This is a genomic window from Clostridium sp. JS66, from assembly GCF_033561535.1.
GTDB classification, from domain to species: Bacteria; Bacillota; Clostridia; order Clostridiales; family Clostridiaceae; genus Clostridium_AM; species Clostridium_AM carboxidivorans.
Window position 1 is genome coordinate 5,810,698 of sequence record NZ_CP131467.1, and the last position, 26,535, is coordinate 5,837,232.

Annotated in this window: 20 protein-coding genes; 1 reads left to right on the top strand and 19 read right to left on the bottom strand. The window is 30.5% G+C overall.

Going from position 1 to position 26,535, the window contains the following annotated elements; translation table 11 throughout:
- Nucleotides 1–73: 73 nt before the first annotated feature.
- From Q6H37_RS27035 to Q6H37_RS27090, 12 genes are all read right to left on the bottom strand, one after another.
- The gene (locus tag Q6H37_RS27035) at nucleotides 74–1,561 is read right to left on the bottom strand and encodes a 4Fe-4S dicluster domain-containing protein (RefSeq protein WP_318737960.1); all 1,488 of its coding nucleotides are present in this window, start codon (nucleotides 1,559–1,561) and stop codon (nucleotides 74–76) included.
- A gap of 405 nt (nucleotides 1,562–1,966) precedes the next feature.
- Nucleotides 1,967–2,884: a DNA-3-methyladenine glycosylase gene (locus Q6H37_RS27040; protein ID WP_318737961.1), complete on the bottom strand. Its 918-nt coding sequence runs from the start codon at nucleotides 2,882–2,884 to the stop codon at nucleotides 1,967–1,969.
- A gap of 676 nt (nucleotides 2,885–3,560) precedes the next feature.
- Nucleotides 3,561–3,974 carry a C-GCAxxG-C-C family (seleno)protein gene (locus Q6H37_RS27045; protein WP_318737962.1) on the bottom strand — a complete coding sequence of 138 codons (414 nt, stop codon included), beginning with the start codon at nucleotides 3,972–3,974 and terminating at the stop codon, nucleotides 3,561–3,563.
- A gap of 133 nt (nucleotides 3,975–4,107) precedes the next feature.
- Nucleotides 4,108–4,554 carry a DUF3795 domain-containing protein gene (locus Q6H37_RS27050; protein ID WP_318737963.1) on the bottom strand — a complete coding sequence of 149 codons (447 nt, stop codon included), beginning with the start codon at nucleotides 4,552–4,554 and terminating at the stop codon, nucleotides 4,108–4,110.
- A 276-nt stretch (nucleotides 4,555–4,830) separates the two neighbouring features.
- Nucleotides 4,831–5,610: an RNA polymerase sigma factor gene (locus Q6H37_RS27055; RefSeq protein ID WP_318737964.1), complete on the bottom strand. Its 780-nt coding sequence runs from the start codon at nucleotides 5,608–5,610 to the stop codon at nucleotides 4,831–4,833.
- A 244-nt stretch (nucleotides 5,611–5,854) separates the two neighbouring features.
- Nucleotides 5,855–9,466 carry an FAD-dependent oxidoreductase gene (locus Q6H37_RS27060; protein WP_318737965.1) on the bottom strand — a complete coding sequence of 1,204 codons (3,612 nt, stop codon included), beginning with the start codon at nucleotides 9,464–9,466 and terminating at the stop codon, nucleotides 5,855–5,857.
- A gap of 20 nt (nucleotides 9,467–9,486) precedes the next feature.
- Entirely contained in the window at nucleotides 9,487–11,241 is a 1,755-nt protein-coding gene (locus tag Q6H37_RS27065; RefSeq protein ID WP_318737966.1) for an NADH-quinone oxidoreductase subunit NuoF, read from the bottom strand.
- A 1-nt stretch (nucleotide 11,242) separates the two neighbouring features.
- Nucleotides 11,243–11,743: an NAD(P)H-dependent oxidoreductase subunit E gene (locus Q6H37_RS27070; protein WP_318737967.1), complete on the bottom strand. Its 501-nt coding sequence runs from the start codon at nucleotides 11,741–11,743 to the stop codon at nucleotides 11,243–11,245.
- Nucleotides 11,744–11,834: 91 nt separating this feature from the next.
- Nucleotides 11,835–12,725 carry a sulfide/dihydroorotate dehydrogenase-like FAD/NAD-binding protein gene (locus Q6H37_RS27075; RefSeq protein WP_318737968.1) on the bottom strand — a complete coding sequence of 297 codons (891 nt, stop codon included), beginning with the start codon at nucleotides 12,723–12,725 and terminating at the stop codon, nucleotides 11,835–11,837.
- A gap of 252 nt (nucleotides 12,726–12,977) precedes the next feature.
- Nucleotides 12,978–14,366, bottom strand: a complete 1,389-nt coding sequence (gltA, locus tag Q6H37_RS27080; protein ID WP_318737969.1) for an NADPH-dependent glutamate synthase — start codon at nucleotides 14,364–14,366, stop codon at nucleotides 12,978–12,980.
- Complete coding sequence (locus Q6H37_RS27085; protein ID WP_318737971.1) at nucleotides 14,366–15,256, bottom strand: sulfide/dihydroorotate dehydrogenase-like FAD/NAD-binding protein; 891 nt, start codon at nucleotides 15,254–15,256, stop codon at nucleotides 14,366–14,368. The genes gltA and Q6H37_RS27085 overlap by 1 nt, the downstream gene beginning before the upstream one ends.
- Nucleotides 15,257–15,643: 387 nt before the next feature.
- Nucleotides 15,644–16,288: a redox-sensing transcriptional repressor Rex gene (locus Q6H37_RS27090; RefSeq protein ID WP_318737973.1), complete on the bottom strand. Its 645-nt coding sequence runs from the start codon at nucleotides 16,286–16,288 to the stop codon at nucleotides 15,644–15,646.
- 327 nt (nucleotides 16,289–16,615) lie between these two features.
- Here Q6H37_RS27090 and abc-f point away from each other — a divergent pair, with 327 nt between their 5' ends.
- The gene (gene abc-f, locus Q6H37_RS27095) at nucleotides 16,616–18,529 is read left to right on the top strand and encodes a ribosomal protection-like ABC-F family protein (RefSeq protein ID WP_318737974.1); all 1,914 of its coding nucleotides are present in this window, start codon (nucleotides 16,616–16,618) and stop codon (nucleotides 18,527–18,529) included.
- Nucleotides 18,530–18,553: 24 nt separating this feature from the next.
- Here abc-f and Q6H37_RS27100 read toward each other — a convergent pair whose 3' ends face one another.
- The 7 genes from Q6H37_RS27100 to Q6H37_RS27130 all read right to left on the bottom strand — a co-directional run bounded on the left by Q6H37_RS27100 (nucleotide 18,554) and on the right by Q6H37_RS27130 (nucleotide 26,465).
- Entirely contained in the window at nucleotides 18,554–19,033 is a 480-nt protein-coding gene (locus tag Q6H37_RS27100) for a response regulator (RefSeq protein WP_318737976.1), read from the bottom strand.
- Nucleotides 19,034–19,184: 151 nt separating this feature from the next.
- Complete coding sequence (locus Q6H37_RS27105) at nucleotides 19,185–19,475, bottom strand: thiamine-binding protein (RefSeq protein ID WP_318737977.1); 291 nt, start codon at nucleotides 19,473–19,475, stop codon at nucleotides 19,185–19,187.
- 106 nt (nucleotides 19,476–19,581) lie between these two features.
- A complete protein-coding gene (locus Q6H37_RS27110) occupies nucleotides 19,582–20,811 on the bottom strand; it encodes an ammonium transporter (RefSeq protein ID WP_318737978.1) in 1,230 nt (409 codons plus the stop codon).
- 218 nt (nucleotides 20,812–21,029) lie between these two features.
- Nucleotides 21,030–22,358: a sigma-54 dependent transcriptional regulator gene (locus Q6H37_RS27115; RefSeq protein WP_318737979.1), complete on the bottom strand. Its 1,329-nt coding sequence runs from the start codon at nucleotides 22,356–22,358 to the stop codon at nucleotides 21,030–21,032.
- A 23-nt stretch (nucleotides 22,359–22,381) separates the two neighbouring features.
- Nucleotides 22,382–24,022 carry an ATP-binding protein gene (locus Q6H37_RS27120; protein ID WP_318737981.1) on the bottom strand — a complete coding sequence of 547 codons (1,641 nt, stop codon included), beginning with the start codon at nucleotides 24,020–24,022 and terminating at the stop codon, nucleotides 22,382–22,384.
- Between the two features lie 33 nt (nucleotides 24,023–24,055).
- Nucleotides 24,056–24,826, bottom strand: a complete 771-nt coding sequence (locus Q6H37_RS27125) for a LytTR family DNA-binding domain-containing protein (protein WP_318737982.1) — start codon at nucleotides 24,824–24,826, stop codon at nucleotides 24,056–24,058.
- Nucleotides 24,819–26,465, bottom strand: coding sequence for a LytS/YhcK type 5TM receptor domain-containing protein (locus Q6H37_RS27130; RefSeq protein WP_318737984.1), 1,647 nt, complete (start codon nucleotides 26,463–26,465; stop codon nucleotides 24,819–24,821). The genes Q6H37_RS27125 and Q6H37_RS27130 overlap by 8 nt, the downstream gene beginning before the upstream one ends.
- Nucleotides 26,466–26,535: the final 70 nt, after the last annotated feature.

Sequence of the window (26,535 nt, forward strand, 5' to 3'; positions counted from 1 at the left end):
CTTGAAAAAAGTAAACGAAATAAGCAGCCCTAAATGCTATTTGCATTTAAAGCTGCTTTTAATACTAATTAGATTATCTTTCTAAATTTACATTTTCAAACTTATTTAATTCTTCATTTGAAAGTACTGACTTTTTAGAAGATTGTCCACTAAATTTTGAAAGTTGTGGTTTGGACCTCATAATTGAAACCATAGTAGCTGGTCCACCTATACATCCACCTTCACACATCATTCCTTCTATAAAGTTTCCTGGAAGCTTTCCAACCTTAGCCATAGTCATAGATCTCTTTATTTCATCCATACCACTAGCTTTTACTGGTTTAAATTCTTCCTTAATACCCTTATCCGCTACATAATTTTGTATTGCTGCTGTAAGGCCACCACCTTGAGCAAAACCTCTTCCAAAGCATGAAGCATCTTCTACTAAAGTATCTTCACAATTCTCAGGATCTATTTCAAAAGCTCCCATTAAAGCAGCTATTTCTTCAAAAGTCAAAACATAATCCACTGCATCTTTTATGCTTTCTCTTTGAATTTCTGTCTTTTTAGCTGTACATGGTCCTACAAATACTACTAACGCCTCTTTATCAATGCTTTTTAGCATTCTTGCTGCAGCAACCATAGGTGAAACTGTACCAGAAATTTTTTCAACCTGATCTGGGAATTTCTTTTCAATATAATTCATAAACCCTGGGCAACATGAATTTGTCATATATTTTTGTCCTTCTTCCATTCTTTCAACAAATTCATTAGCTTCATGTACAGTTACAGCATCTGCTCCGCATGCTGCTTCTATCATATCTTCAAATCCTATTTTCTTAAAGGCATTTTTAATCTGTCCCACTGTTACTTTTGGTCCAAATTGTCCACTTATAGCTGGAGCCACTACTGCATAAACCTTCTTGTTGTTAACTAATACATTAGTCACATCTTTAATGTAGCTTTTATCTGATATTGCTCCAAAAGGACATGCTGCCATACAAGCTCCACAATTTATACACTCTTCTTTTTCAATCATTGCCATTTTGTTATCTGAATTAATTTCCAATGCACCTGTAGGGCATACTCTTTTACATGGTCTCATAACCTCAGCTATAGCACCATATGGACATGATTTCCTACACATTCCGCATTCTTTACAAAGTTCTTGATTTATATATGCACTTCCTGCTACCCTAGTTATAGCATTTGCTGGACATACTTCCATACATTTATGTTGGATACATCCTCTACATGCATCTGTAACTGTATATTTATCTATAGGACATTTATCACAAGCTGCTGGTAACACGTACATTATCTGTTTATCATCTTCAGGTATAGATAAATTATTTATAGTATCACCATTAGGTAAAAAACCTGCAGCTAATTGAGCTCTTTCAAAAACTACTGCTCTTTCTTTATATACACAACATCTATATTGAGCTTTATCACCCTGTATTACTTTCATAGGAACTTTTTCTAATTCTCTTTTTGTAAGTCTGTTTTCTTTTGTCATAGCTGCTACTTCTTTTAATACTAAATACTTAAGTTTTTTTAATTGGGTTTCAAAAGTTATCATCTTATTCTTTATCCTCCTATATATACTAGTAAATTAAGATTTTTTTAATCTGTTCTGAACTATTTCATCGCTATTTAAACAATACGAAATACACTTGCTAATGTTTAAATAAAATGTGAAAGTTAAAAACTATATCATAATTTTTAACTTTGTAATTCTTAACCTGCTAGTTAAATTGTTAACTTTCATAAAATTACTTTAATTTTGAATTTAAATTGATTTTTAATAACACAGTAGATACTTTTTACTTATTATCACTCTTCAAACATTATAACAGATTTTTTAAATTAATGTAACAGATTTTAAAGCAAAATTTATTGGAATATTTCAATCCAAAATCAGGTTATTTTTAGTGTAAATGTTACCAATTTAACAATGTTAGGAGGAAAATTATTTAGTGCTTAATTAATCCTCTTCAAATTTAATTTCATTCTCTCTTGCATAATAAAACAAATATTGTTGTGCAAATCCAGCTAAATTTGCAAATTTATTTATACCAAACTCCCTTATTTTTTTAAGAGAAACATCTGGCGCTAAGTAAAAATGCTGCATAGCTCTTTTCACCCAAACATCTACAGGAAAAGCGGAATACTTTTCCATAGAAAAAAGCATTATACAATCCGCAACTTTAGGTCCTATTCCCATAAACTTTTGAAGTTCCTTGTGGCATTTTTCTGCCTCCTGACTCTTTATCCACTTGATGTCATACTGCTCATCATATTCTTTGTTTTCAGTATTTCCTTTAGTATATATATTACTAACTGTATCCTTAATATATTTTGCTCTGAATCCAACACCACAACTTTCCAATTCCTCTAATGAAACAGAACTTAGCTTATCAATAGTTGGAAATGTATAATATGTATTATTCTTATATTCTAATTTTTCTCCCCATTTAGAACTTATATTTTCAATCGCTCTTTTTATCATAGGTATCCTATTATTCGCAGATGTTATAAAGGATACTATTATTTCAAAAGGTTCTTGTTTCAATAATCTTATACCATAACCAAAATTCACCGAAGTGGTTAATATTGGATCTTCACTCAACAAATTTTTTATCTCAGAGTAATCCCTATCTAAATCAAAATAATTGATCCATATTTTATCAAAGTCTTCCTTACAAGTATTATGAATTATAACATCGTCTTCTTTCTTTTCTATTTCTATTACCTTTCCATAAGCTACCCCTATGTAATTACCATTCTTTTGTCTATGCCATCTAAAACACTGTCCACAATCAAATATATGAGTAAGTTCAAAATTTTTAACATCCTTTACTATTACCCCATTTTCAAATGATTCTACAGAACTAAAGTCCATTTTAACACCCCTATTCTTAATCTTTTATATTGTTACAAAATGAGCACATTGCGACACAAGTGAATGTAAGCGAGGTAACTTTTATAATACTTATTACCCAACTTATACATACTTTTCAACTACCTAAATAATCAATCTCTTTCGAGGTATTTCCATAAAATAAAAAAAGCTGTTCTTTAAACTAAATATATTAGTACAGCAGCAGGCTCCGCCTTAATTTTAAGCGTTATAAGTTATAACTAAATATAATTTTGAATTACCAAAATTACCTATAGCAATATAATTTTATGTGTATATTTGAAGTTATTAGTTTAGATTTTAACTTTTATGCAGTGATATATGGTAAGTGTGTCCTCACATTAGCTAAATTGTTTTAGTATTATTCTTAGCTTGAAATTTTTGAAAGCCTTAGAACTTTAGTCCTGTTTGAGGGAACCGAGTTTGACAAAGTTCTTAGGCTTTCCAAATCTTTGAGCTTTATTTTAAATTAGAAACTCCTCTTCGTTTCCTCAGAGGAGTAAGCGATTCGCACAAAATCATAGATTTTGGCTCTCTGCTTAAAATATTTAGCAGTGAGGACACACTTATCATATATCACGTAGTAAAAGTTAAAATCTAAACTTCTACTGCATCTTACATCGCATAATTTTTATTCTATACGGCTAAATATTTTTCTTTAACCTTCAGCCTTCATTTCTCTTTCCACAATTTCTTCTAATATCTCCGATGCTGTATCAACCATAATAATACATCTGATTTCATCATTTCTATACTTTTCTTTCAATGTCGCACATTCACTAGTACCTAGTTTTTCCTGAAATTTTTGAAAAAATTCTTGTGATAATTGTTTTATTTTTTCACTTTCGTGAGCTCTTACTTTGGTAAATAATATTCCAAGTACAGCTAAAGAACCAGTTATCACCCCACATGTACTTTCAATACCCATACCGCCTCCAAAAGCAGCCATAGTTTTTAATGTTTTTTTATCAAGCTGCATGTTGTATTCTTCATTTGCACCATATATCATAGTTTCTGCACAATTTAAATTATATTCTTCAGCATAATACTTTCTAACTGTATCCTTTAACATTTTTTAACACTCCTTTTAATCTTTTCTTAAATTATAACTTAATATTTAATTTTTTTAAATAACTATTATTATATATATTCTGAATTTATATATCACAAAACATTACTTAATATAATGATTTTTAAATATTGAGTTAATACCTTGTTTTTTCTTTCTGCGCACTATAGAAATTTTCTATACCAACATTTTTCATATCGTCATTATTTTTCTTCCATACTTTAGAAAGAGATTCACTGTACATTGTAGGATTACATGGATATTTAGAGCATTGAAAACAAAAATCTACTTTTTCTTTTTTGTGACATTTATTTATACTGCACTGACAGATAGGCTTATCACTAAAGCGGCATCCTGGACAACTTCCTTTTGAAAAGTGCTCTAAAATTGCTAAAAATTCTTCATAATGATTAAATATAGGCATACTATCTTTTATTTTTTTAGCCATATTTTCAAAGTTCACCAAATTCTCATTAAGTTCTTTACTTAATAGTACTACTTTACCATTTTCATAGCTTGCACACCTTGAGCAATCATTTCCGCAAGGAGCTAAATCTCTTATTGCTTGTTCATAATTATTCATTACAATTCCTCCTATTATTCCATCAAGTGATTCTTAGACTCAGGTGGAGTTTGCTTGTGAGGAATACCTCTTACCTGAGCAAAAGCTCGTAAAATGCCATTTAAGCATTTTGCCCATCTGAGTCTTAGAAGAACTTATCCAGACGCGTAACAGTGATTATCCCCAGCTTGAAGAAGATGTGGTATTAGCACTGGTAGCGATCGGATAAAAATATTTCTTTTCACTTATATAGATGCATGAAAAATGAGGAAGTCACGTTTTATGTAAAATTTTTATTTAATTTTTACTAATATACATTTTACTTATTATATTAATAACTTTTTCATACCATTCTTTTGAAGGTTTTTTATCTGGCATATTTTTATATAAGAAGTTTATCTTTCCACGTACTTCAGCATTAAAAACATAATTTGATTTAGTGTAATCTAATTTTGTTATTAGTTTATGAGAATTTTTTTGCAAATTATCCCGAGTCTTAGAAAATTCAATCCAAGCTTTGCAACTGCAAGGGTTGTTTACATCCAAAATATTACAATGGCTACTAAAAAATGAATCTAGGTTCATATGAGCACGGTAAAGAAGACCCTTTGTGGCACCTTTTGATATACCAATTATTTCTGAAACTTCTTCTAAAGATAACCCAAACATATCAATTAGCGAAAATGCTATTCGTTGATGCAATGTGAGACGTCTTACCATAGCAAGGAAGCAACCATTTTGTAGATCCCTAATAGCTTCTTCTACAACTAATTCATCTTCAGGTTTGGGAGTATTATTCACAAATAGGCGTTCTTCTTTTTCAAGAAGATTTATATCCTCATAAGGCAATTCACTATATCCATTGTTTTTTCTTTGTTTCATAAGAAAATTATTAAAACATATTTTTCTAAGCCAAGCTCTAATTGCATTTGAATTTTCTAAAGTCTCAATTTTTAGCCATGCATTAACAAATGTTTCTTGTACTAAATCTTCTGCAGCATGAGGATCACAAGATAATTTTAGTGCATAATTAAAAATATAAGTTCCATGTGTATTTATAAGTATCTCAATATTCATCAATTCACTTCATTTCTATACTTTTTATTAATTATAACATGCATAGTATACTTTTTTTCTACCATAAGAAACAAAAATAATTTTCTCATAAATTAAGGAATTCTAGTTTAACTCAATTAAAATTATTAATACTAATAGTATTATATTCATCAAAAATCTTATAATCTTGACTTCGTTAAAATTATCTAAAAAAGCCACATTAATTAAGATTAATGCAGCTATTTTTTATAAACAAATTATTTTATTAAATTTTTATCCTGTAACTATAATACTTTTTTAAATAATCATCAAATTTCATTTTAATAGAATCATAAACTTTTTTATTTGTAAACATTACATCACTTTCTGGTAAACTCAAAACAGCTTTTTTATCTTCCTTATTAAATCCATCTGTATAAAGGACTTGAATACCATAAGTATTTGATATTGTATTTAGTGTATAAACATCTTCCATTTCAACATTAACATCATTTAATCCACTATACTCTGGTATTTCCCAAGAAATCATTTCTACAGCTTGTTTTAAATTTTTAATATTTATATCCAAATACTGTGCTAATTTCGACATGTTATCAAATACAGTTTTTCTATAATCAACATGTACAGCTGGAACAATTTTTTGTATTTTTCTATCTGATCTAGTAAATGTACCTTCAGATTCAGCAAAGCTTGCTATTGGAACAACCACATTTGACATCAATGCTGTATCAGTCATAAACATATCAAAGGTTGCTATAAATTTTAGCTTTTTCAAAATCTGAGTAGTATTTTCATCAGCTCCCACTGGGTCTTCACCAATGATAACTGCAGCCTTTATTTTTCCTTCTTCTATTTGTTCAAGTATTGACTTTCCGCTAGCTTTTATACCCATATCTATAAACCCTTGATAATTACTGTTAGAACGTACAGTAATTATTCCACTATGTGCTTTTCCTATCTTACCTGTTATTACTGCAGCATCTGCTAATAATTTATAACCATCAGCAGTAACCATATCATCATCAGCAACTATTATTGCCTTTTTAGCTTCCCCATACATCTTAGCAAGTTTATTTGCTTCTTCATTATCAGCACAGTCTTTTACAAAATCCCATAATTTCTGAAGATTAACAGCTTTCTTTTCAACTTCAGCTTCTTTTACATATCCGCCTTTAAATAAAGCTTTAATAAAGGATTTTAAGAACTCTACACTATTATGAAGCTTTATTGAAACATCTGCATACTCTTCCATTCTAGTTTCAGCGCTACTTATAGATACAAGTTTAGCTTTTTTCTGTGCTGCATATTTCATTTTTACAGCCATTATAGGGTGATTTTCATCTACATTTCCTACAGAAACTATTAAATCAGTACTATATAATTCTCCATAACTATTTGATGACGCATTATAACCAAGTACACTTTCCATTCCTGAAGCTTCATCCATAGCCAATGAACCAACAAATTCAGTATCAAGCTTATCTGCAATTTTCTTAATCACAAAGGCTTCTTCATTGGTAAACCTAGGCGATGTAAGAATTGCTATACTATTACTTCCGTATTGTCCTCTAATTAATTGAAGATTTTTTGAAATAAGCGTTAATGCCTCTTTTAAAGTAACCTCAGTACTACTATTTTCTCTCCTTACAACAGGTGCTTTTATACCATTTCCATCATTAATGAAGTTTATTCCAAACCTACCATTAACGCATAATAGTCCTTCTTCCTTACTTCTATCAGGTAAAGATTTAAACACAAGATTTCCCTTAGTTTGAAGTACTAGATTGCATCCCACTCCACAGTAATTACATACAGATTTTACATTGTCCAAATTTACTGGAACTTGTTTTTTTACAGCTTGTTTTTCCATACATGCTCCTGTTGGGCATACATCTACACACTGACCACAAGATATGCATGAACTTTCTTCAAGAGGTAAATTAAATTCTGGAATTACCTTAGAATCAAATCCTCTTTTCTCTAGTCCTATAGCTGTTATTCCTATAAACTCTTCACAAGCTCTTACGCATTGGCCACATAATATACACTTATCAGGATTCCTTTCTATAAATGGGTGATTTTGTTCTTCTTTCCTCTTATGTTTTTCTCCAGATATTTTTTTAGTATCTACATTATAATCTTCTATATAATTTACAAGCTTACATTCAAAGTAATCATGACATCCACATTCAAGACATCTTGAAGCTTCTCTTAGTGCAGCTTCTTCTGTAAATGTTTCAGATATTGGAGCAAAACTAAGTTTTCTCTTATCTGCCTTCACCATTACCTGATGTTCCCTGCTTTGCTTTTCATGTCCCTCAAAATCTTTTTCGCACAGATCATCTTGAACTATATAATTTGGATAAACAACTGGTGTTATTTTTCCATTTAAATAACTATGGATTACTTTTGCTGCATTTTTTCCTTGAGCTATAGCTTCAATAGCTATCTTTGGACCAGTAGCTGCTTCTCCTCCAGCAAATACTCCTTCAATATTTGTTTCAAAGGTATTTTCATCAACTAAAATGTTTCCTTTTTTAGTGGTTGTTAATTCCTTTACGGATTCTGCATTTACCCTTTGTCCAATAGCTGATATAACAAGATCTGATTCAAAGGAAATCTCTTCTCCAAAAATAGGTTCTGGTTTTCTTCTTCCTGATGCATCTGGCTCTCCAAGTCTCATTCTCTGACACCTTACATTATTTGCTCTATTTCCGTCACCTGTAATTTCTATAGGTGCTACAAGATAATTAAACTTAACACCTTCTTCTTCTGCTTCAACAATTTCAACATCTTCCGCAGGCATTTCATTTCTTGTCCTTCTATATAAAACTTGTACATAATCTGCTCCAAGTCTCACTGCTGTTCTAGCTACGTCCATAGCGGTATTTCCTCCGCCTATAACTATAACTTTACTGCCCATATATATTTTTTCCGATTGTGTAGCCTTTCTCAGAAAATCTATACCACCAAGAACACCTTCCATATCCTGGCCTTTACATCCAATACTTGAGCTTGACCAAGCACCAATTGCTATAAACACAGCATTATATGACTTTTTAAGATATTTTATACTTATATCTTCTCCAAGTTTAACATTGCACTTAATTTCCACGCCCATTTTTACTAATGTATTTATTTCAGCATCCAATATATCTTTTGGCAAACGATATTCTGGTATGCCATATCTTAACATTCCACCTGGATGAGGCATACTTTCATATATGCAAACCTGATGACCTTCCATGGCAAGAAAATATGCACAAGATATTCCCGCAGGCCCACTTCCTACAACAGCAATTTTTTTGCCTGTCTTTTCTTTAACTTCTGGTACAAATGTTCCATTCTTTATATCTATATCTCCAAGAAATCTTTTAAGATCAGCAATTGCGATTGATTCATCAACATTTTGACGTCTGCATGCTGTTTCGCAAGGATGTGGACATACTCTACCTATACTTGCTGGTAAAGCAACAACATCTTTAACAAGTTTAATTGCTTCTTCATACTGACCATTAGCAATTAACCCAACATATCCTTGGCAGTCTGTATGTGCTGGACATGCATTTACACATGGTGGTCTACAATCCCCCCTATGATCTGACGCTATTAATTCAAAAGCTACCTTTCTAGCTGCTAATGTTCTTGCCGTATTAGTTTTTATTATCATCCCATCTACTGCTTTTGTTGAACATGCTCTCTGTAGTTTTGGTATTCCTTCTATTTCAACAACACATAATCCACACGCTCCATAAGGTTTCATTCTTCCATCATAACAAAGATTTGGAATCTTTATTCCATTATCTGTAGCTATTTTTAATATGTTTGTCCCTTCCTCAACAGTTAATTCTCTATTATTTATATTTATTCTAATCATATTCCTATGCCGCCCCCTTTTTACTCCACCATAACAGCATTAGATTTACATACTGTCATACAATTGCCACACTTTATACACTTTTGTTGATCTATTTTGTGTGCTTTTTTAGTTTCACCTTCAATAGCTTGTGCTGGACATTTTCTTGCACATAGGGTACATCCTTTACAAACATCAGAAGAAATACTATAGGTTAAAAGCTTCTTACATTGCTTAGCCGGACACTTATGATCCTTTATATGTGCTATATATTCATCCTTAAAATATTTTAATGTTGTAAGAATAGGATTAGGTGTAGTTTGTCCTAGTCCACATAGTGATCCATCTTTAACACTTATACACAATTCTTCGAGTATATCAATATCTTCAGTACTTCCCTCTCCTGAACATATTTTTTTAAGTATCTCAAGCATTCTCTTTGTACCTATTCTACAATATATACATTTTCCACAGGATTCTTTACAAGTAAAGTCAAGGAAGAATCTGGCCATATCTACCATACATGTATTTTCATCCATTACAACCATACCACCTGAACCCATAATGGCACCAGTTTTGTTTATTGACTCATAATCAACAGGTGTATCAAGTAATTTTCGTGGTATACATCCTCCAGAAGGTCCTCCCATCTGAACTGCCTTGAATTCCTTATCACCTTTTATTCCTCCGCCTATACCATATATAACTTCTCTCAAAGTCATTCCCATTGGCACTTCAACTAACCCACCATTCTTAATTTTTCCTGCTAAAGCAAATACCTTAGTTCCTTTACTCTTTTCCGTGCCATATGCTGCAAATGCCTTACCACCATGTACTAATATCCAAGGAACATTAGCATAGGTTTCAACATTGTTTATATTTGTTGGCTTTCCAAAATATCCTGATTGAGCTGGGAAGGGTGGTTTTAATCTTGGCATGCCTCTTTCACCCTCTAGAGATGCAATTAATGCTGTTTCTTCTCCGCATACAAAAGCTCCTGCTCCTGTTTTAATTAATATATCAAAGTCAAAACTTGAACCCATTATACTTTTTCCTAGGTAACTCTTTTCCCTTGCCTGTTTGATTGCTATTTTAAGTCTTTCTATTGCTAGTGGATACTCCGCACGAACATATATATATCCTTTTTTTGCTCCTATTGCATAACCTGCAATGGCCATACCTTCAAGAACTGCATGTGGATCTCCTTCCAAAACACTTCTATCCATAAATGCTCCTGGATCTCCCTCATCAGCATTACACACTACATATTTGTCTTCTCCCTTAGATTTTCTAGCTGCATCCCATTTAAACCAGGTAGGAAAGCCCGCTCCTCCTCTACCTCTTAATCCAGCTATCTTTACTTCTTCTATAACCTCATTAGGAGTCATTTCTTTTACTACTCTATTAAGAGCTTTATAACCATCCTTATCAATATATTGTTCTATCTTTTCAGGATTGATTATTCCACAATTTTTTAAAACAATCCTGACTTGATTTTTTAGCTGGGTATATGGTTCTTTATCAGTAGATACTATATAATCATAAACTGGTTCTCCCTTGATGATATGCTTTTCAACTATTTCCTGTACTAATTCTGGTGTAACATTTCCATAACTAAACACACCATTATCATCAATAACATCCACTATAGGTTCATAAAAACACATACCTATACATCCTGTAATTGAAACATCAACCTTTAATTTATTTTCATCAATTATAGCTTCAAGTTTATCTTTAACTTTTTTGGCTCCTGCAGCAATACCACAGCTGCCAAATCCTATCCTAATCTTCATTTTAAATAGCCTCCTCTTTTTCTCTAGCATATATATCACGAATTATCTTCCTTACTTTATCTGGAGTTAAATTTCCATACGCCTCGCCATTAATCATTATTACCGGTGCAAGACTACAACATCCAAGACATGCAACGTGTTCAAAAGAAAACATTCCATCACTACTTGTCTCCCCTGGATTAATACCTAATTCATCACAAATAGCATTTCCTATTACCTCAGAATTGTTTACATGACAAGCTGTTCCTTGGCATTGGAGAATCATATACTTTCCTCTTGGATTTAATCTAAATTGTGAGTAAAAAGTGGCAACTCCATATACCTTTGTTCTCTTATTACCAGTCTTATCTGCAATAGCTTTTAACACATCAAGAGGCAAGTAACCATATATATCTTGAGCATCCTGCAGCATACTTACAATGTTTCCATTCCCTTTATAATACTTGTCAAACACCTTGTCCATCAACGATAAATCAATTTTCTTATCACATTCACTAGTCATATGTTATCACTCCTTTTACATATTAAATAAACTCAGAAACAGCTGTTATTTTAGCTGTTTCTTAAAACTTCAATATCTCTGATTTTTACTATTACTTATGATGTTCTAATCCTACATGACATACATGTCCCTCTTCCTTTTCTTGTTGATCCATATATGCTTTTCCTTCTTCTGTTTTGTACATGGTTTGTCTTCTAATAGCCTCTTCAAAATTAACTAAATGGCCATCAAATTCAGGTCCATCTATACATGCAAATTTAGTTTCTCCACTAACAGTAACCCTACAAGATCCACACATTCCTATACCATCTACCATTATGGATTTTAAACTTACTATAGTTTTAATACCTAGCTCCTGTGTAACCCTACATATATTTCTCATCATATCCATAGACGCCATAGCTATAACGTAATCATACTTTTTTCTTTCTTTTTCAACCAATTCCTTTAGTAAATCTATGCTGCAACCTTTATATCCATAACTTCCGTCATCTGTTGATATATATAAACTAGTTGATATTGTTCTAAATTCTTTTTCCATTATCAAATCTTTTTTTGATTTGCATGAAACTATTACATCCGCATTAATTCCACGTTCATGCAGCCATTTAACTTCAGGATATACTGATGCCACCCCTATTCCTTCCGCTATAAATAACATTCTGTTATTTTTCAAATTTTCTAAATTTTCATTCACTAATTTCGATGGTTGTCCCAAAGGTCCTGCAAAATCGGCAAAGGCTTGGCCTTTTTCATACTCAGCTATTTTTTTTGTTGAAGTACCATTTACCTGAAATACTATATTTACACTTCCTCTTTCAGTATCATAGTCACAAATTGCAAGAGGTATTCTTTCAGCTCTTTCATCTGCTCTTAGTATTGCAAATTGTCCTGGCTTAGCTGATTTTGCAACTCTTGGTGCCCTTATATCCATTGAAAAAACATTTTCTGCTAGCTCCTTTTTCTCTAGAATTTCATACATTTTACTTACCCCCTATATAAACATTTGTTTTTTATAACCAGTTGCTAGTATAAATATATATATCAAATTGTGAAAATATACTTCTTATTTTTGATTTTCTAATAACATAAAATTTATTATTTTGTTTAAAAGGCATCTATAACCACGTTAATAAAAGTTAAACTTCTTCAAAAAGAGTATAAAAAAATAGTAGAAATGAGTTCATTCACTCAATTTCTACTATTTAAATCATGTATATTTAATTGTATATATTTATTTACTCAAATACTCATGTATAGCATTAGCAGCTTTCTTTCCAGCTCCCATAGCAAGTATTACTGTTGCAGCGCCTGTTACAGCATCTCCACCAGCATATACTCCTTTTCTTGAAGTTAAGCCTGTTTCCTCTTCTGCTACTATGCATTTTCTCTTATTAATTTCTAATCCTTTAGTAGTTGAAGATATCAATGGATTTGGTGATGTTCCAAGAGACATTATCATGGTATCTATCTCCATTTCGAACTCTGAACCTGGAATTTCTACAGGTCTTCTTCTACCTGATGCATCTGGCTCTCCAAGCTCCATTTTTACACATCTCATGCCTTTAACCCAGCCATTTTCATCTCCCACTACTTCTACTGGATTTGTAAGAAGGTCAAAAATTATACCTTCTTCTTTTGCATGATGTACTTCTTCTACTCTAGCTGGAAGTTCTGATTCTGATCTTCTGTAAACTATGTGTACTTCTGCACCTAACCTTAATGCTGTTCTTGCAGCATCCATAGCAACATTTCCTCCACCTACTACAGCAACCTTTTTGCCTGCCTTTATAGGTGTGTCATATTCTTCTCTAAAGGCTTTCATTAAGTTATTTCTTGTTAAGAATTCATTTGCTGAGAATACTCCATTTAAGTTTTCACCTGGTATTCCCATAAACTTTGGCAATCCTGCACCTGAACCTATGAACACGGCATCAAAGCCTTCTTCATCTATAAGTTCATCTATAGTTACAGTTCTTCCTATAATTACATTAGTTTCTATCTTAACACCTAATTTTTTAACATTTTCTACTTCATGTTTAACTACAGTTTCCTTTGGAAGTCTAAATTCTGGTATTCCATAAACTAAAACTCCACCTGCTTCATGTAAAGCTTCAAATATAGTTACATCATAACCTAGTTTAGCTAAATCTCCTGCACAAGTGAGCCCTGAAGGACCACTGCCTATTACTGCAACCTTTTTGCCATTACTAGTTTCTTTTTCTGATAGATCTACATTGTTTTCTCTTGAATAATCTGCTACAAATCTTTCAAGCTTTCCTATAGCTACTGCCTCTCCTTTTATTCCAAGTACACATTTTCCTTCACATTGGCTTTCTTGAGGACATACTCTTCCACATACAGCTGGAAGTGCACTAGATTTAGCTATAGTCTTAGCAGCTTCTTCAAATTCTCCACTTTTAACATGTTCTATAAACTCTGGTATATTTATAGATACTGGACATTTAGATACACACATAGGTTTTTTACAATGCAAACATCTTGAAGCTTCTTTTACAGCTTCTTCTTTATCATATCCTAAACAAACTTCCTGAAAATTATGAGCTCTAACCTTTGGATCTTGCTCTCTTACTGGTACTCTTTTCATTTTTTCGTTGTCCATTATTTGTCACCATCCAATCCTACATGACATACATGTCCTTCTTTTCTTTCCTGCTCTTCCATTAATGACTTTCCTTCTTCTGTTTTATACAATCTCTGTCTTCTCATAGCTTCTTCAAAATCAACTAGATGACCATCAAATTCTGGTCCATCTACACAAGCAAATTTAGTTTCTCCTCCAACAGTAACTCTACAAGCTCCACACATACCTGTACCATCTACCATTATTGGATTTAAGCTTACTATAGTTTTAATACCAAAACCTTTTGTAACCTTACATATAAATTTCATCATGATCATAGGACCTATTGCCACTACATGATCATATTTTTTTCCTTCTTTTTCAATAAGCTCGGTTAATAAATCTGTAACAAAGCCTTTATATCCATAAGTTCCGTTATCAGTTGCTATATATAAGCTTCCTGATACCGATTTCATTTCTTCTTCCAACAGCAAATATTCTTTTGACTTACATCCAACTATTACATCTGCATTAATTCCATGCTCATGAAGCCATTTAACTTGAGGATATACTGGTGCTGCTCCTACTCCTCCAGCTACAAATATTATATTTTTCTTTTTTAATTCTTCTATGCTTTCGTTTACTAAATCCGTAGGTTGTCCTAAAGGTCCTACAAAATCTCTAAATGTTTGTCCAATTTCATAATCAGCCATTTTTTGTGTTGATCCACCAAGTGTCTGGAATACTATAGTTACAGTACCCTTTTGAGCATCATAGTCACAAATAGTAAGAGGTATTCTTTCACCTTTTTCGTCCATTTTAACTATTACAAATTGTCCTGGTTTAGCGGACTTTGCAACTCTTGGTGCTTCTATGTCCATTAGAAATATATTAGGAGCTAATTCCCTTTTGTCAACAATTTTATACATTTTATTCCCCCCATTGGTAAATGTTTTTTAATTATACGAATTTATACATATTATTATATCACATTCATTATACAAATTGCATAACTAAATAACAAATAATGCATATTATATTAATTTATACCTTATATTCTATAGGATTCATAAAAATACAACCTGCTTTTATTTATTTATACATTTTTTGGTTTTATTTTGAAAATATAAGTAGATGTAATAGGGAGGTTAACTAGTTCTAAATAATATTTACTATATAAAATTTAAACATTTAAATTTAATAACGACTATATGTGACATAAATCAACTATAACTTTGTTAATTATTAAACTTAAAAAAAGATAATAATTGAAATAAAAATTTCAATTATTATCTTTTTTTAAATCTAAACCCTGCTTATTCATTATCGATATCGCCATCATTTAAAAGACAAGTTAATGTCAATAGGCTATCACTTAAATGTACATTTTCTACTTTCACGTCATCTGGTATAACTAAATCTACAGGTGCAAAATTCCATATTCCTTTAACACCATTCTTTACTAAAGTATCACATACTTTTTGAGCACTATTAGCTGGAACACATATTATTCCAATTTCTGTAGGATTCTCTTTCAAATAACTTGGTAAATAATCTATATCCTTTATTTCTATATCACGTATTCTTATACCAATTAATTTAGGATTTATATCAAATATAGCATCTAAGTTAAACCCAGTTTTTTCAAACCTAGTATAATTTGATATAGCCTGCCCTATGTTTCCTGCACCTACTACTACAGTTTTGTACGGCTTAGTAAGTCCAAGTATATTACCTATTTGGCCATGCAGTTCTGTTACATTATATCCATATCCTTGTTGACCAAAATCTCCAAAACAATTTAAATCTTGTCTTATTTGTGAAGCGGTAAACCCTATCTTCTCACTTAACTCTTTTGATGATATTCTATCAACATCATTCTTCATTAACTCTCCTAAATATCTATAGTATTTAGGCAACCTTTTTATTACAGCCATTGATATATTTTTTTTCTTATCCATACAGCACCTCTTATTATATATATATTTTCTATTACATTTGTTTCTATAATTGCATTTAAAAATTTATAATACAACGTGAAAACAACTTTCCATGAATATTTTGTTATACAATTAACATACTAATTCTTTTTCTTCTCCTACTCTTTATAGTATTATTTAAGTATGCAGTATGTCAATAGTTTATTTTTCTAATTTATGATTTTTTATAATTTTATTACTTTTTATTAGTTGTTTAACAAAACACTAGTTATATAATAATTTATGAAATTAGACTACAAAAAATTCATTTAACATAGTAAAATATTAATGATTAAGGAAGGTGAGATTATGGTTGTTTTAAGTTGTAAAGATATTCATAAAAGTTATGGAATAGATGTTATACTTGAAAATGTAACTTTTAATATAAATGAAAGCGAGAAAGTTGGACTCATAGGACCAAATGGTGCTGGAAAATCCACACTTTTTAAAATTATAACAAATCAACTAGAACAGGATTCTGGAGAACTATTTATAGATAAAAATAAAACTATAGGCTATTTAGCACAGCATTTATCTTTAGATTCAAATAACACTATTCAAGAAGAAATGTTTACAGTTTTTAAAGATCTATTAGCTCTAGAAAACAAATTACAAAAATTAGAAAATTTAATGAATGACCCCTATGATCCCGAAAAAGAAGAATATCATAATAAAATAATTAAAGATTACACTATGTGTTCTGAATTATACACCAATAGAGGTGGATATACTTATAAGGGAGAAGTGTCTAGGGTCTTAAAAGGACTAGGCTTTTTAGAAGATGATTTTAGTAAACCAATAAATATTTTAAGTGGTGGTCAAAAGACTAGAGTTGCTCTTTGTAAACTGTTATTAATTAATCCTGAAATTTTGCTTCTAGATGAACCTACAAACCATCTGGATTTGGATGCTATAGAATGGCTTGAGGAATACTTGAAAAGTTATAAAGGTACAGTAATAGTTATTTCCCATGACAGATATTTTTTAGATGCTATAACTTCAAAAACTATAGAACTTATAAATGGTCATATAAATTGTTACAATGGAAATTATACTACTTTTTTAGATCTAAAAGAAAAAAATTATGAGATACAATTAAAAGCATATAACTTACAGCAAGCTGAAATTAAAAGACAAGAAGCCATAATAGAAAAATATAGATCCTTTAATAGGGAAAAGAGCATAAAAGCTGCTGAAAGTAGACAAAAATCATTAGATAAAATAGAAAGAGTAAAAGCGCCAGATAAAGAAGAACAACTTGGTCATGTTGAGTTTGAAACTAGCATAAAAAGTGGTAATGACGTTCTTCACATAGAAAATTTAAGCAAAAGTTTTGGCGAAAAATCTTTATTCAACAATCTTTTCTTAGATATTAAAAAAGGTGAGAAGACAGCTCTTATAGGAGAGAATGGAAGAGGAAAAACTACATTATTTAAAATAATAATGAATACCATTAAAGCTGATTCAGGATTTTCAGTATTGGGCAAAAATGTTTTTATTGGTTATTATGATCAAGAACAATCTAATCTTGATGATGATAAGACCGTAATAGATGAAGTGTGGGACGATTTTCCCGAACTGACCACAACCCAAGTTAGAAATTCATTAGCTGCTTTTCTTTTTACAGGAGATGATGTATTTAAAAAAATAGGTTCTTTAAGTGGTGGTGAGAAATGTAGAATTAATTTATTAAAATTAATGCTTTCTAAATCCAACTTTTTATTATTAGATGAACCTACAAACCACTTAGATATAATGTCTCGTGAAGCTTTAGAAAAGGCTATATTAAGCTATGATGGTACTGTTCTTGTTATATCCCATGATAGATATTTCTTAAATAAAGTTATAAATAAAATATATGAGTTAGTAGAAGATGGTGCAAAAGAATATTTAGGTAATTATACTTATTATATTGAAAAGAAAAAAAATCCATTGAGATTTCAAGAAGAAGAAGAAAATTCAGGCAAAACAAAAACTCAAGTACAACATGAAAAGAAGAAAAAAAGAGATCTTGAAAAAATACAAAAAGAAAAAAACTTAAAAATAAAAAATATTGAAAATGAAATTGCTAATATGGAAGATTTAATAGAACAGCTCCAACAACAGCTTTGTTTAGAAGAGGTTTATTCGGACTTTGATAAAAGTGAATCTATAAACAAACAATTAGTAGATTCCCAAAAGCAACTAGACAATTTATATGAAGAATGGGGAAACTTATCATAGTAAAAATGACGGATCTTTATTCCGTCATTTTAATTTTTGTCCACAAAAAGGACAGAACGAAAAATCTTTCTTTGAACCTTCTAATTTTTGTCCACAATATGGGCAAAAAGAAAACCCAACATTATTGGAAAACTGTAAATTATTAGAGTCATCAGGTTTATTTGAAAATTTTTCTAAAATAATTTCTAATTTTTCTTTTTCTATAGGCACGTGAATAACTTCATTAATATACTCTTTAGAATAATCTTCTAGCTTTATTTCATTAGCTGAAGACAGTATACATATTACATTCTTATTTATATCTTTTATATTTTTTATAAGCTTTTCTCCAGTTATGTTTTTCATAATTAAATTACATATAACTATATCTGGATTGATTTTTTTTATTTTAGCCAAAGCTCCATATTCATTTGTAAGATTAACTTCATAACCAAGGTCATTTAGCATATCTTTCATAATAATGCTTTGGAACTTGCAATCATTAATAAGAGTTACCTTCTTCATGGTCTCACCACCATACAATAAATATATTTACTATGATTTTAACTTATAATTCTCTGTTTTTCAATGCATTTTATTCATATTTATTAAATGTATGTATAAAAAAAACAATGACTTCCATAAATAATTAAGAAAGTCACCTAAAATTATATACTTATTTTCTATATTTATTCACTTTTTCATCTATAGTAACGCCTTCACTTTTATAATCTATCTTTACTACAGACATAACTCTTTCAGCACCATTCTCCACACATATTTCCTGCGCTTTTTTCACTATTTCTAAAAGCTCATTCATTTCACCTTCCATAGTAGTCTCCATAGGACCAACTTCATACTTTACACCGCAATAATCTATATATTCTATAACTTTATCCACTACTCCATACAAATCTTTTTCCTTTACAACTGGAAGCACTTGTAAGCTAACATTAACACTTGACATATTATATCCCCCTTAATAATTTAATATACCTTTATACTATACATTCTTCCATTTGATGTCAATAAAAGCTTCTTAAGTCCAAAAGACTCAAGAAGCTTTTATCAAGTTATTTTAGGTCAAAATCATATGCTACTTCACCAAGTATTCCTTCATCAAGACCCTCTATTTCTATTTTTTCATTAACTCTTACAGGGTCAAATACGTCTACAATCTTAAATATTGCAAAAGTTACCACACAAGTGTAAATAGCTACTATTCCAACACCTGCTAACTGTACATAAAATTGATGTGCATTACCATACACTAAACCATTGATTCCATTTACTGATTTACTTGCAAATACTCCTACAAGTATTGAACCAAGAATTCCACCTACTCCATGTACTCCCCAAACGTCTAGTGCATCATCTAAATCCAATTTTTCTCTTAATTGTACTGCTGCATAACACACAATTGCTGAAAGCAATCCTACTATTACTGCTGCCCATGGCTCTATATATCCAGCACAAGGTGTTACTGTTGCAAGACCAGCCACTGCACCAGTTAAGGCTCCAATCATACTTGGCTTCTTTTCATGTGCCCAAGATATTAAAAGCCACATTATCATAGCTACTGAACCAGCTATATCTGTATTTGCAAATGCTATTGCTGCAATTCCATTAGCTGCTAAAGCACTTCCTCCATTAAATCCAAACCATCCAAACCATAATAATCCTGTACCTAAAGCTACATAGGCTATATTATGAGGAGCTGTACTTTCCTCTGAAAGTATTTTTCTTTTCCCTACATATATAACTGAAACCAATGCTGCTATACCTGCTGTTACATGAACAACAATTCCTCCAGCAAAATCTACTACACCTAATTTAGCAAGGAATCCTCCTCCCCATATCCAATGAGTCACTGGTACGTATACAAATATGCTCCATAGAGCTAGGATTTTTAAATAACTTTTAAAGTTAACCCTATCTGCAAAAGCTCCTGTAATAAGAGCAGGTGTTATTACTGCAAACATTTCTTGATAAACAAAAAAGGCAAGAAACGGTATAGTTGGACCATAACTAGAATTAGGAGCCATTCCAACTCCATTTAATACAAAATACTTAAAATTTCCTATAATTCCTCCAATATCTCCTGAAAATGCTAAGCTAAAGCCTCCGAATACCCATATAAATGTCACTATGCCCATAGATATAAAATTTTGCATCATAATGGTTAGAACATTCTTCTTTCTTACCAACCCTCCATAAAAAAATGCTAATCCTGGAGTCATTAAGCATACTAATGCTGCACTTATAAGTACTAATGCTGTATCTCCTGCATTAATGTTTGTCATTTTTTAAATTCCTCCTTAGATAATATAATTTAATTATTCATACCTAACTATTTATAGCAAATTGTATGCCATACTTTATGAAAATGTTTACCGTGCATATTCATGCGACTTCAGCTTATATTGAATTTTTTTTTGCATTTTACATTGCATATTAATACATTTTTACGAATTAAAAATGGGACATTCATGTCACACAGTGACACAAATGTCCCATTTTGCTAATCTTCTATATTATATTTACTTATTTTTCTATGCAAAGACCTTCTACTTATACCTAACACTTCAGACGCCTTAGTCTTATTTCCATCACATTCTTCTAAAGCTTTAATTATAATATTTTTTTCAGCTACATCTACTACATCATTTAATTTTCCTTGGTTACCATCTTCACATTTATCTGATTCCCATATATACTTTGGAATATCATTTACGTCTATAACTTTGGAATTACTTATTACTACACATCTCTCAATTACATTTTCCAATTCCCTTATATTTCCTGGCCAATTATAATTTATAAGCTGCATTATCGCATCTTTTGAGATATCTTTCTTTCCTTTTTCAGATGCATAAGAACATTTTGTCAAAAAATATTCCACTAAAGAAGGTATATCCTCTTTTCTTTCTCTAAGTGGCGGCATCTTTATTGGTACTACATTCAATCTATAATATAAATCCTGTCTAAAAACACCTTTATTAACCATATCTTCTAAATTTTTATTGGTAGCAGCTATAATTCTAACATCAGTTTTTATGGTTTTTATTCCACCTAATCTTTCAAATTCTTTTTCCTGCATTACCTTCAGTAATTTTACCTGCATAAGAGGTGTAATATCTCCTATTTCATCTAAAAATATGGATCCTCCATTTGCTAGCTCAAATCTTCCCGGCTTATTTGTGGCTGCCCCTGTAAATGCACCTTTTTCATACCCAAATAGCTCACTTTCTAATAAAGTTTCTGGTATAGCAGCACAATTTACCTTTATGAAAGGTTTGTTTCTTCTACAACTTAGATTATGCAAAGCTTGTGCTGCCAAACCTTTACCTGTGCCAGTTTCTCCATATATCATTATAGTAGTTTTAGTATCAGCTATTTGCTTTATAATGCGAAGAACTTCTTCCATACCCTTACTTTTACTTAAAAAATAATTATCTATAGGTTCTAACTGCTGTAATGCTTTGCTACCTCCAGATATTCTTTTTATAGACTCAATCACATCTTTTAAATTAAAAGGCTTTGTTATATAATCTCTAGCACCCATTTTTAAAGCTTCTATGGCAGTGTTCATAGTAGCAAAAGCTGTGATTAATATCACCTCTATACTTGGATCTATTAGTTTTATTTCACTTAAAAGCTCTATGCCACTCATTCCAGGCATCTTAATGTCAGTAATTACAATATCTATATGGTGTTTATCTATTATACTTAAAGCCTCACTGCCACAAGAAGCTATATATGTATTATATCCTTCTTTCACAAGAACCTTTTCCAATAATTTAGTAACATTTATTTCATCATCTGCAATTAAAATACTAATTTCTAACATAAAATCTCCTACCTTAATATACATCACATTGGAATTTTTATAGTAAACTTTGTACCCTTTTTTCCATTCTTAGCAACTTCAATAAATCCATTATGATTTTCAACTATTCTTAAACAAATAGGAAGGCCTAAGCCAACTCCTTTATCTTTGGTAGTAAAAAATGGTTGAAATATTTTATCATAATCTTCCGTTGATATTCCAACTCCTGTATCTTCTATATCCACAAAAATTATTTTTGACATTTTTATATACCCTGTATTTATAGTTAAACTTCCTCCATATGGCATGGATTGAACACCATTAATTGCTATGTTAAGTATTACCTGATATATTTGATCTCTATCCATTAATATATTAGGTACTTTATTTAAATTAATATTCAGCTTTATATTATTGCAACATATATCATTACTTAATATTCTTTTTACATCTTCTACTATATCATTTATGCTTTCTGATTTTAAACTTAATTTCTTAGGTCTAGCAAAACTTAAAAATCTATCCACAATTCTATTCAGTCTATCCACTTCATTAATTATTATGGATATATCTTCTTGAAGTTTATTACTTTCTGGTAATTCTAATTGAATATACTGAGCATATCCACTTATAGATGTTAGCGGATTTCTTATTTCATGGGCCATACCTGCAGACATAGTTGCTAAAGCTTCTAAACTTTTAGCCCTCATCACGCTTCTCTCTAATTCATCAGATATTTTTATAACTCTTTGTTCCATAGTTTTTAAGTTTAAATTCATTATTTTAAATGGTTTTGTTATCTTCTCAGATGCTATAAGTGCTACAACAAATATTATAAATATAGAGATTATAATTACAACTAAAGTAAAATTTCTTAAATTATAGCTAACTTCAAAAGCATCCTTTTCAGGCTGTTCTATCACAAGATACCAAGTATTTTTTTGGGTTTTATATTTTTTTATTGGATAAAAAGTATATACAAATTTATGTCCATCATATTCATTATAGTATACCTTTCCTTGTTCTGCATTTAAATTTATGCGAGGATTGTTTTTCTTATTATACAATATATAGCTTCCATTATTTGAAACAAGATAAGCATCCCCAGATTTATCTAATCCAACATTTTTCACTATATCAGTTATAGAACCAAGCTCAACTTTTTCTACTATCTTACCAATAACTGAACCCATATCATCTTTTATAGGTGCTATAAAATAAACAAAATATGCTTTTTCCTCTGGGATATAAGTAAAATCTGATACAAAAAATTCATTACTTCTAACGCTATCTATCCATTTTTTATAGTTATAATCTCCTTTTAAATCACCTGAAATAGTTTTTATATTCCCATAATTATCTGTAGTTAAAATATATTCATATGTTTTATATGCATTTCTAACACTTTTTATATATCCTAGCTTAACGTTTTCATCTATATCATTTCTATTCAATATGGATGAATTACACATTACTTCTATATCCCCGTACCTTTCAAAGAAAAATCTTTCTATTTTATTTGCTGTTTCCTTAGAAAGGGTTTTAAATTCTTTTTGTTTAGTATCTATTACAATTTTTTTATTGCTTTCAAAAAATAGTAAGCCTACTGATACAAATAAAATAACTGAGAGTAAAGCAAAAAATATAGTTAATTTTATTTTCATAGATAATCTTTCAAATTTCATATAATCACCAATTAATCTAAATTTTCATTTGTTCTAAATTCCAATTATCTCTTTTAACTTCTTCACATTATTACGACTTATAGGTATTTCTGATCTATTATTATCATCCATTACTAACTTATAAGTACCATTAAACCAAGAGTATAATTCTTTAATATTGTCCATATTCACCAAATAACTTCTATGAGCTCTAAAAAAATCAGTTTTTCCTTCTATTTGCTGAAGTGTAAAGCCAACTAAATAGCTACCATCTTTAGCTTTAACATAGGTTTTTTCATCTTTTATGTAACAATAGTATATGTCTTTTATGTTTACTAATACAATTTTTCCGTTTTTTTCACAAGGTATTTTTTTTACAATTCTTTCTTCTTTATCAATTTTATTTATTATATCGTTTATGATATCAGGAAGTTTTTCTTCATCTATAGTTTTATTTTTAAATTTACTTGCTAATCTTTTTATAGTAATCTCTATTCTTTTCTCATCAAATGGTTTTAGAATATAATCAAGTGCATTTACCTCAAAAGCTTGTACAGCATGTTCCTCATAAGCTGTAACAAAAATTATATCTATGTTTTCATCGAACTCTCTAACCTTTTTTGCAAGTTCCATTCCATTTTCAAGTGGCATGTTTATATCCATAAAAGCAGCTTCAGGCTTTTTATTTTTAATGAGTTCTAGTCCACTCATGCCATCATAACCAATTCCTACTATATCTATTAATTCATGTTGGGATAATATATATTTAAGTTCTTCCGCGGCTGGAATTTCATCTTCTAAAATAACACATTTTATTTTATCCATCTATAGACTTTACCTCCTTTGGTATTAAAAATTGTACTTTAGTACCCTTATCTATGTTTGTATCTATTTTTAAGCCATAGTCTTCCCCATATAGTAATTTTAATCTTTCATTTACATTTTTAAGTCCTATTCCTGGCGATTTATTTACAACCTGATTTAATGTATCTCCATCCATGCCAACTCCTGTATCTTCAATTAAAAATAGAACTTCTTCATCGGAGCAATTAGCTTTAACAAAAACAGATCCTCCTAAAGGCTTAGGCAATATTCCATGTTTAATAGAATTTTCTATTATAGGCTGAAGCATAAATACGGGCATTTTAATATTCATTAAATTTTCTGGTATATCTATAATGATTTTAAGCCTTTCTCCAAACCTGGCTTTTTCTATAGATAAATAAGATTGTATAAATTCAATCTCATCTTTTAAAGAAACAAAGTCTTCTTCTCTTTTAAGGGTTTGTCTAAAATAATTAGACAAATCTATAATCAGTTCTTTAGCCTTTAAAGGATTAGTTCTGCAAAAAGAGGATATTGTATTTAAAGCATTAAATAAGAAATGTGGCTGTATCTGTGATCTTAAAGCTCTAAATTCAGCAGTAGAGGCTTCTTCTGCTAACTTATTTACTTTATATAACTCTATTTGAGTAGAAAGTAATTCACTTAATTCCTTAACAAATTCCCAAACATATTTATCATTTTCCTTTCCCAAATCAACTTCTAGCCCTAAAACCCCTTCAAAGCTAGTATTAGATATTAAAAATGGGGCACATACAAAAAATATAGGTTTATTGTTACTTATAAATTTAATTAAACTATAATCTGGAGTTTCATAATATACCTTCAATTTCATTTTTAACTTTTCTTCATCAATACCTCTACCACAATAGGTAAGAAACCCTTTCTTATCTCCTATGAATACTCCTTTAGCATTTGTTGTTTCATATATAATTTTTGATATACTTTCTGCAGTATTTTCGTTTAATCCCTGCCGCATATAATCTGTAGTCTTTTTTACAATCTTTAGCACTTTTTGAGTTTGAATGGCTCCAATTCTATTATATTGCTCCCTTGCATTCTGTATTATATTCAAGAAAATAATTACTCCTATAGAATTTATGGTTATCATAGGCAAAGCTATAAACTTTACTAGACTTGCCGCATCTGGTAGAGGTCTTGCAAAAATTAAAAGTGTAACCATTTGCAGTATTTCAGCTATAACTGCACCTATAAATCCACTTTTTACACTAATACCACCATTTTTAGAATATTTTCTTGCTAAGGCTCCTGTAATTCCCTCTATTACTGTTGCAATTGCGCAAGCTAAAGCAGTATATCCACCCATAAAATATCTGTGTGTACCAGCTATTATACCTACTATTATTCCAATAGCTGGTCCTCCAATATATCCTGCTACTATTGCTCCTATAGGTCTAGTATTTGCTATAGCATAAGGTTCCAGACTTACTCCTGTATATGTCCCTATTATTGATAATGAACAGAAAAATATGACCATAATTATTTTATCTACAATTTTCAGTTCATCTTTAATCAAATTCTTAAATATATGCGATTGATTATATATATATGCTGCTAGGGCAATCAATGCCATACGTTCTAATAATTGCACATATATCAATTTTCTTTACCTCCTTTTATTTAAGTATATTATTATACTACTTTAAAGGAAGGTATAAATGCAATGTCTA